Raw genomic sequence first — 6609 nt, 5'->3', positions numbered from 1 at the left:
CTCCAGAACGGCCCGAACCTCTGCCGCCGTTCCAGCCTGCGCTTCCGCTTGCTGCCCCGCCTCTTGAGTTTTGTTTTCGCAGTCTTGTCCCGGTCCGCCTGCTTCATCTTTCGTCACCATCACTCACCTCTCATAAGGTCGTTAAAGTCGCTCCCACCGTGGGGGCGCATCAGGGTTAAGGGTTTGCCGTGCTGCTCCAGGCTGTTCATTGCCTGGTCAAGCTGTCTCAATGCCGTGGGTTTTTCCCAATCGTTTTCGCCGGCCACATAAACTTCAGAGATAAAGGGGTAAGCGATCGGCGCATTGCCAATCCCCGACAAGGAACCACAAGCCCAAACGCGCGCCTCTGGCACAGCAATCGCAAGGCTGGCTCCTGTTTCAAAACCCTCCGCCAAGATCAGTGGGTACGCCCGCTCAGCAAACTCAGGAGCCACATTCTCAGGGCCGTTTGAGATCCGGATAACAGCGCCCTTGTTCGCCGCCTTCATAAGACGAGGACTAGCCTTTGGGCCAAGATATGCTTTGTCTGGTTTAGCTGGATCCAGGAAGGTGACATGGCAGGAAATCACCTGCCCCATAATCGTTCGCATAGCCGACAAGATTGCAGGGAAGCGTGGACCGTCTTGCACTTTGAAGAGCCGCCCGTTCTGCTTCTCCCATTTCGCTAGTGTCCAGTACTCAACAGAGGGCGCAAACCTGAACGTGTTTAAGTCAAGGTTCGGAACATCCTCAAGCGCACAACGGCGCTTCTTCAAGTAGTTATGAGCATGGTGTTCAGCTGCACTACCAGCCTTCAACATAGCTCCAGACAACCACAGTTTCTCAGCAGCTTTGCGGGCTTTTTCAGCCTGAAGCTTGGCCTTATGGTCCTGGTCTTCACGGCTTCTCTTGGCATTTTCTGCAAAGTTACGGCGCTCTTCGTAACTCATGGCCTGCAGGCCAAGGAAGTCACGAGCAAAAACCAAAACCTCTTTAAAGTCCTTGCCTTTAATGTAGGCAATCAGGTTAAGGACGTCGCCCTTGTCACCAGTGCGCCAATCTTTCCAAGCGCCAATGTCTTGCGTCAAAGCAACCTTGAATTCTGGAGTTTGATTGTAGTCACCAGTAACTGGATTGTGCGCCACCCATAACCGCCCGCGCCTATTTCCATCGGGCAGCAACAAAGCACAAAGATCTTCAATGCGATCCTTCAGCCCCTGCTTAACTTCAGTAAGATCATTTCTCATCCTTGAACCGCCCCCTCAACGAGTGAGAACAACTGTTCAACTTCTGGGTCATCGCGGTTGTCTTCCATTGCGTTTAGGGCAAGGGACACAGCTGCACGGGTGAGATTTGCTACGCGCGCAAGATCCGCCTGTGAAACTCCGCAAGCTGTATTAGCCAGATAAAGAGCCCGACGTCGCACCTCTGCAGCTGCAGCCCAATCAGGGTCAGCAGTCCTACGATCGCTAGGTTTATGAGAGAGCACAGCTTCAGGATCCAGGTTAGCCTTCACACAAAGGGTTGCAACGCAGAGCCGGAAAACCAAATGTGCTGTCTGAAACTGGACGCACTGACCGGTGCGCCTGATGTTTTGCAACGCATAGTCGAGACGCTTTAAGGTAGATTGCTGCGGCGTACGATCCCCCCGCAGAAAACGGCGATAGGTCGATGGGTCAAGACCAGCGGCAGCAACCAGTTGCTTTTGTGTAATGTTGGCCGCTTCGCGTGCACTATCAAGAGAATGAATAGAGCGAGCCATCAGGCTACCCCTCCACTCTCAATTGTTCCACTAGCGCGCAACTCACTGACTGCAGCTTTCAGCAGATGCATTGTCCCAGGCTTGTCACCTGGTATCGCCTGGATCTGAATGACACCTTTTGCTTTATCGTATCCGTAGAAGGAGAACTTCACGCCCGGCCAACGAGCCTCACGCGCGGCACTGTTGAGCTCATCAAGCATTTCACGATGCTTGTCCTTCAACTTGTCTTCGTCCGCATCAGGTCTTGCAATATCTGAAATGATGAGCACATCAATCATCTAACCGCCCTCTCCTTGCACAGCTTGTCGTAAGCGTTACGCATGGTTTCGGCAGTGATCACCCCTTCTGTAAGATCGTAGATCTGATCCAGGTTAGATCGCTTAGGAAAGCGGATCCCAATCTCCCAGAACCGGATCGTGTCTTCGGAGACGTTCAGTTTTTCGCCAGCCTTTGCCCGCGAAAGACCTTCCGTCTTTCTCCAATTTATCAAGGGGTGATTTTTTTTCTGCGCCATCACATGCTCCATGTCTTGTAATTTTGTGACAGATGGTCACATAAGCTGTCAAGACATTTTGTGACAGATGGTCAAAGAAATAGGGTGCGCAAATGTATATGATTGTGACTATGACAACCAAGACGCATAGCACCGACACCACCAGCATCATGATCCGGCAGTGGCGCCTGGCGAAAGGCACCACGCTGCAGGAACTGCAAGCGCAAACAAACATCGACCACTCAATGCTTTCAAAGATTGAGAATGGGCAACGTCGATGGAACCGTGATCACATACTAGCAATCGCGGATGCTCTATGCGTCGAACCGTATCAGCTCTTCATCTCTCCAGAGGACCAGGTTCTCTCACTCATTGAGAAGCTTCGAAAGCTACCACCAGCACAGATCAATCAAGCACTGGCAGTCCTGAACGCCCTGCAGTCCAACAACGATCCTGAGTAACTTGCCGCGCGCAACTCCGCCCTTCCTCAGCACTTAACAAAAGCGCGCGCCTACCCTCCCCACCAAAACACACACTACCCAGCCCACGCCGTTAGTGCTCGTGCACTTGACATAGGCGCGCGCATTCTTGCGCAGCAACACCTCCATGACCTACGACACGCAACCGCTTTGCACTTGGCATAGGCGCGCGCCTAAACCCCTGCCTTTTCCGCCATCCAGCCGCAAATCACCCAACCCATATTCACGCACAAAGTCGAAAGCCATAATTCGAGTGTGACAGATAGTCAGATTTTTGCTTGACCAATATCTGACTATCTGTCACATTTTTCTCAAATGAAGTTTGGGAAAGGCTTGACACATGGACAAACAACAACACCTCGGCTCCCTTGTCGTTGGCATCGAGGAGCTCGCTACAGCAATGAGCCGCTCGGAAGATTGGCTGAAGCGAAACTGGCTGAAGCAACACGAGCAACAAGGCATGCCGCGCAAACATCCTTCAGGTTGGTTCTGGCCGCGCGCGTCTATCCGCTCCTGGCTCTTGAACCAGCACGGCGCTGAGCCCTTCAGCTCAAATGACAATGACGCGCCACTCCTCACACCATTGGAAGCCCGCATCTCAGACCAACAGCAGATGCTGCACTCGCGCTACGGAGGAAATTGATGCTTCCTTATCTCAAATGGCTCGCATCGGCAGTTGCATTTTCGGGCGCGACGCTCGTCACCCTTTTACTCCTGCACTTCACATTGAGCGTGGGAGCTCACACCAACCAAGAAAACACAAAGGACCAGCAATGACAGATGCAGGCGGCGTTGCAGCAGACCAACTCAGAGCCTTCATTGAGCGAATTGAGCGCTTGGAGGAAGAGAAGAAAATCATCGCGGACGATATCAAGGACGTCTTCGCAGAAGCAAAAGGCAACGGGTTCGACGTGAAGGTCATGCGGAAAATCATCTCCCTCCGCAAGCGCAAGCCGCACGAACGAAACGAAGAAGAGGCCATACTGGATCTCTACCTGCACGCCCTTGGCATGTCTGGCCCAGCAATGGAGGACGCATCATGACTGAAACGCGCGGCTACCTGCAAATACCACAGCGCAATCCAGTTGCAGCACCTACATACCTGCACTTCTCAGGACACCAACTGACCGCGCTCAGGGCAGTGGCATGGAAGGGCACAGAGCAGCAGGCAACATCAATGAAAGAGAGATCTCGCCACGCAAAAGCCTGCAGCTTCAGACCTGATCCGTTTCATCGGTCGTTCGTAATGAAAAAATAAGAGAAGCCCGCATTGCGGCGGGTGCGGGCTTTTCAGAAACAGGCGGGCTTGTCCCGCCTGTTTCATAGACTATTCTAAAAGAACTCCGCAAAGCTTTCGGGAGCATATCATGTCAACAAGCAAACGCAGCAAGAACCCACATCCACACGTCGCATGGAGAGAAGGCAGACCTCGCTTCGCACCAGGCAAGAGCCTCCGAGAAGCAGGCTTCAAGGGAATGGATCTCCGCCACCCAACGGACACGCACATTCATCCAATCGAACTTGAGCCAGGAACAGAGAACACAGGCGATTGGTTTACAAAAGGCCAGGCGGTAGACTGGTCCCTTTCCTTCTGCAGAAGACTTGAGAAACGCAGGAACTCAGCACCGCACAAAGCAGCCAAGAAAGCCCGGCGCAAGAGTAACGCCTATCCTCTAAGCCAACTCTTCGAAGATTGGTTCAGATCCCCACGCTTCAATGGCGACAATAAGCAGCCGTACGCCCCAAAAACAATCAGGGACTACAAGCAAAAATCTAGGGTAATCGAAAAGTATCACCCTGATCTATGGGCAGCTGAAGCGGACGCTCTTGATCGAGTAATCTGCTACGGCCTCTATGAAGATCTATGGGAGAACATCGGGCTACCCACAGCACGCGGTGCGTTGGCAACGCTGTCCGCAGCAATCTCATGGGGACTGAAGCGCGGGAAGTTCAAGCGCATGCTAGTCAATCCAGCCCTGAAACTTGACATGAAGATGCCAGATGCGCGCGTACGCTTTGCCACGCTGAAGGAATTACAAAGCTTGATAGCTGCAGCCGATGCCCTTGACTGGCCTGAGATTGGCGACATGTTCGTCCTGGCTGTATGGAGCGGACAACGACAAGCTGATCGTATCAACCTGGTTGATCGGGGTCTTTTACACAAACGCCGCATCTTCAAGCAAAGCAAGACTGGAGCAATCGTTCATATCCTCCAGACACCCGAGTTAGAGCGGCGCCTAACGGCAGCTGCAGAGCGCCGGAAAGAAGCCGGCATTATTTCAAAACATGTTATCTTGAACGAGCGAACCTGGAAGCCATTCAACCCCGACTACTATCGCAAGCGCTTCACAGAGATCCGGACAGCTGCAGCCACTGGCATTCCTGGCAAAGTCAAAGCGTGCCCTTCAGTTATTGATTTTTGGGAAATGGATTTCCGAGACACCGCTGTGACTTGGATGGCACTCGCCAGTGCCACCGTTCCTGAAATCATTTCGGTGACGGGCCATTCCGCCCAAAGTGCCGCACAGATCCTCAAGCACTACCTTGCACGTCACCCAGAGATGGCTGACGCAGCCATGAGGAAAATGATCAGTTGGTTTGATGATGATCCAGAAACAGAGGTAAACTACTAAATTTATTTGAAAATTGAATTTAGTCTAGTAACCATACCCAGTAATTGCCCCTACGTAATAAAACAAATTACTATGCAGTTTGCAGCTAGGCCGCGTTGAGTACACTTAATACCCTACCCAAGATTGTATTCTCCCAATAATCCCAAATGGCAACGCGGCCATTAAACAACTTTAATTAGGGGAAACAATGATATACACCAACAAGTTGCAAGATGCGCTTTCCAGCATCAACGAAGCAAATGGCATTTTGAAGCTCATTGCAGTCGCCGCCGAACATGCAACTAACGAAGAGTGGCTAACCCTAAGAGAGCCCCTTCTCTTCCAGATCCAAAGCCTGGCTCAAACAAAGTTAACAAGCGCCGCTAATGACATTGATGAAGCGACACTGGATCTAAACACCGTATCTCTCCCCAGCTCGACAGAAGCCGCCTAAGTCTCACCGATTAAAAACTTAAACAACAATAACTTAGCGAGGATAAACCCTTGCAACAGGCTTATTGTCTCACGGATTTTTTGGAATTTCTAACCGAAGAGCTCCCAAGCATCAGAAAGCCCGTGAGACTTTTCACGCAAGAAGTCTCACGAAAGTCTCATGTTCACTACTAGTTCTTGGAAGAGTTGGCTTAAAGCCTTGAAAAACTTGGTGGGTGCATAGGGATTCGAACCCTAGACCGGCTGATTAAGAGTCAGCTGCTCTACCAACTGAGCTATACACCCAAAACGTTTCCCGCCGAAGCGATGGCGGGTGTATATAAAGCCTTTTGCGAGAGCGCAAGGCCCTACGTGCAACTTTTCGAAAATGTCTTGTGTAAAGTAAACTTATCCCAGACTAACCTGTGCAAATCTACGAATTTTCGCAGCACAAACACAATTCAGAAGTGCGAAACGCGAAAAAACACCGCAATTTTCGCAAAACTGCCTTCTTATCAATTAGTCCAACGCAAAAGTTTCACAGATCTCCCTGCCACGGTCTATCTCATATCTTCTTAGTAGTCACAGGCGTGCACTGCAGCTAAAGTCGTTGCACCATCATCGCACTGCAAAATCCCGTATTTCTGCGGGTTAGCTCAAGCGCAACAATTGCGCTTAGAAAAGCCAATGCAAACAGAGCGAGTATAACTTTCCGTGACGCAACTTTTGCAAAGCACGCTGACTATTGCAGATAACTCAAGAAAACGAGAGGTCTTTGCGGCGCAACATTAAGAAGAAGCCACTTGACGCTTTTACGTATCTAAGCCTAATCTCTCCCCGAATTTCAGAGTT

9 protein-coding genes and 1 tRNA gene are annotated in these 6609 nt (G+C 51.1%); 5 read left to right on the top strand and 5 right to left on the bottom strand.

All coding sequences use genetic code 11. The features are described 5' to 3' along the window. Positions 1–119 precede the first annotated feature (119 nt). Genes PPL9_RS27995 through PPL9_RS27980 form a run of 4 tightly spaced genes read right to left on the bottom strand, consistent with a single transcriptional unit; the run spans position 120 to position 2255 of the window. Positions 120–1226, bottom strand: a complete 1107-nt coding sequence (locus PPL9_RS27995; RefSeq protein ID WP_057465790.1) for a toprim domain-containing protein — start codon at positions 1224–1226, stop codon at positions 120–122. Then, positions 1223–1741 carry a helix-turn-helix domain-containing protein gene (locus PPL9_RS27990; RefSeq protein ID WP_057465789.1) on the bottom strand — a complete coding sequence of 173 codons (519 nt, stop codon included), beginning with the start codon at positions 1739–1741 and terminating at the stop codon, positions 1223–1225. The genes PPL9_RS27995 and PPL9_RS27990 overlap by 4 nt, the downstream gene beginning before the upstream one ends. After that, a complete protein-coding gene (locus PPL9_RS27985) occupies positions 1741–2019 on the bottom strand; it encodes a hypothetical protein (RefSeq protein WP_057465788.1) in 279 nt (92 codons plus the stop codon). The genes PPL9_RS27990 and PPL9_RS27985 overlap by 1 nt, the downstream gene beginning before the upstream one ends. Then, the gene (locus PPL9_RS27980) at positions 2016–2255 is read right to left on the bottom strand and encodes a helix-turn-helix transcriptional regulator (protein WP_161831487.1); all 240 of its coding nucleotides are present in this window, start codon (positions 2253–2255) and stop codon (positions 2016–2018) included. The genes PPL9_RS27985 and PPL9_RS27980 overlap by 4 nt, the downstream gene beginning before the upstream one ends. A 110-nt stretch (positions 2256–2365) precedes the next feature. On the opposite strand from PPL9_RS27980, the gene PPL9_RS27975 reads away from it, so the two are divergent. The 5 genes from PPL9_RS27975 (at position 2366) to PPL9_RS27950 (ending at position 5779) form a co-directional block, all read left to right on the top strand. Continuing rightward, entirely contained in the window at positions 2366–2695 is a 330-nt protein-coding gene (locus tag PPL9_RS27975; protein WP_161831485.1) for a helix-turn-helix transcriptional regulator, read from the top strand. A 358-nt stretch (positions 2696–3053) separates the two neighbouring features. After that, positions 3054–3356, top strand: coding sequence for a hypothetical protein (locus PPL9_RS27970; RefSeq protein ID WP_057465785.1), 303 nt, complete (start codon positions 3054–3056; stop codon positions 3354–3356). A gap of 130 nt (positions 3357–3486) precedes the next feature. Further along, positions 3487–3756, top strand: coding sequence for a DUF2312 domain-containing protein (locus PPL9_RS27965; RefSeq protein WP_057465784.1), 270 nt, complete (start codon positions 3487–3489; stop codon positions 3754–3756). 324 nt (positions 3757–4080) lie between these two features. Then, entirely contained in the window at positions 4081–5346 is a 1266-nt protein-coding gene (locus PPL9_RS27955) for a hypothetical protein (protein WP_057465782.1), read from the top strand. Positions 5347–5533: 187 nt separating this feature from the next. Next, positions 5534–5779 (top strand): hypothetical protein, encoded by a 246-nt coding sequence (locus PPL9_RS27950; RefSeq protein ID WP_057465781.1) that lies wholly within the window; start codon positions 5534–5536, stop codon positions 5777–5779. Positions 5780–5987: 208 nt separating this feature from the next. Here the strand turns inward: PPL9_RS27950 and PPL9_RS27945 are convergent. After that, a tRNA-Lys gene (locus PPL9_RS27945) sits at positions 5988–6063 on the bottom strand. Positions 6064–6609: the final 546 nt, after the last annotated feature.

This window comes from Pseudovibrio sp. POLY-S9 (assembly GCF_001431305.1).
Lineage (GTDB): Bacteria > Pseudomonadota > Alphaproteobacteria > Rhizobiales > Stappiaceae > Pseudovibrio.
The sequence above is the reverse complement of the archived record's forward strand: the minus strand, read 5'-3'. Positions and strand labels throughout refer to the sequence as shown.

Coding starts and splice junctions, on each gene's coding strand:
- PPL9_RS27975 (WP_161831485.1), top strand. CDS start 2,366: ATGACAACCAAGACGCATAGCACCGACACCACCAGCATCATGATCCGG.
- PPL9_RS27955 (WP_057465782.1), top strand. CDS start 4,081: ATGTCAACAAGCAAACGCAGCAAGAACCCACATCCACACGTCGCATGG.
- PPL9_RS27990 (WP_057465789.1), bottom strand. CDS start 1,741: ATGGCTCGCTCTATTCATTCTCTTGATAGTGCACGCGAAGCGGCCAAC.
- PPL9_RS27970 (WP_057465785.1), top strand. CDS start 3,054: ATGGACAAACAACAACACCTCGGCTCCCTTGTCGTTGGCATCGAGGAG.
- PPL9_RS27980 (WP_161831487.1), bottom strand. CDS start 2,255: ATGGCGCAGAAAAAAAATCACCCCTTGATAAATTGGAGAAAGACGGAA.
- PPL9_RS27985 (WP_057465788.1), bottom strand. CDS start 2,019: ATGATTGATGTGCTCATCATTTCAGATATTGCAAGACCTGATGCGGAC.
- PPL9_RS27995 (WP_057465790.1), bottom strand. CDS start 1,226: ATGAGAAATGATCTTACTGAAGTTAAGCAGGGGCTGAAGGATCGCATT.
- PPL9_RS27965 (WP_057465784.1), top strand. CDS start 3,487: ATGACAGATGCAGGCGGCGTTGCAGCAGACCAACTCAGAGCCTTCATT.
- PPL9_RS27950 (WP_057465781.1), top strand. CDS start 5,534: ATGATATACACCAACAAGTTGCAAGATGCGCTTTCCAGCATCAACGAA.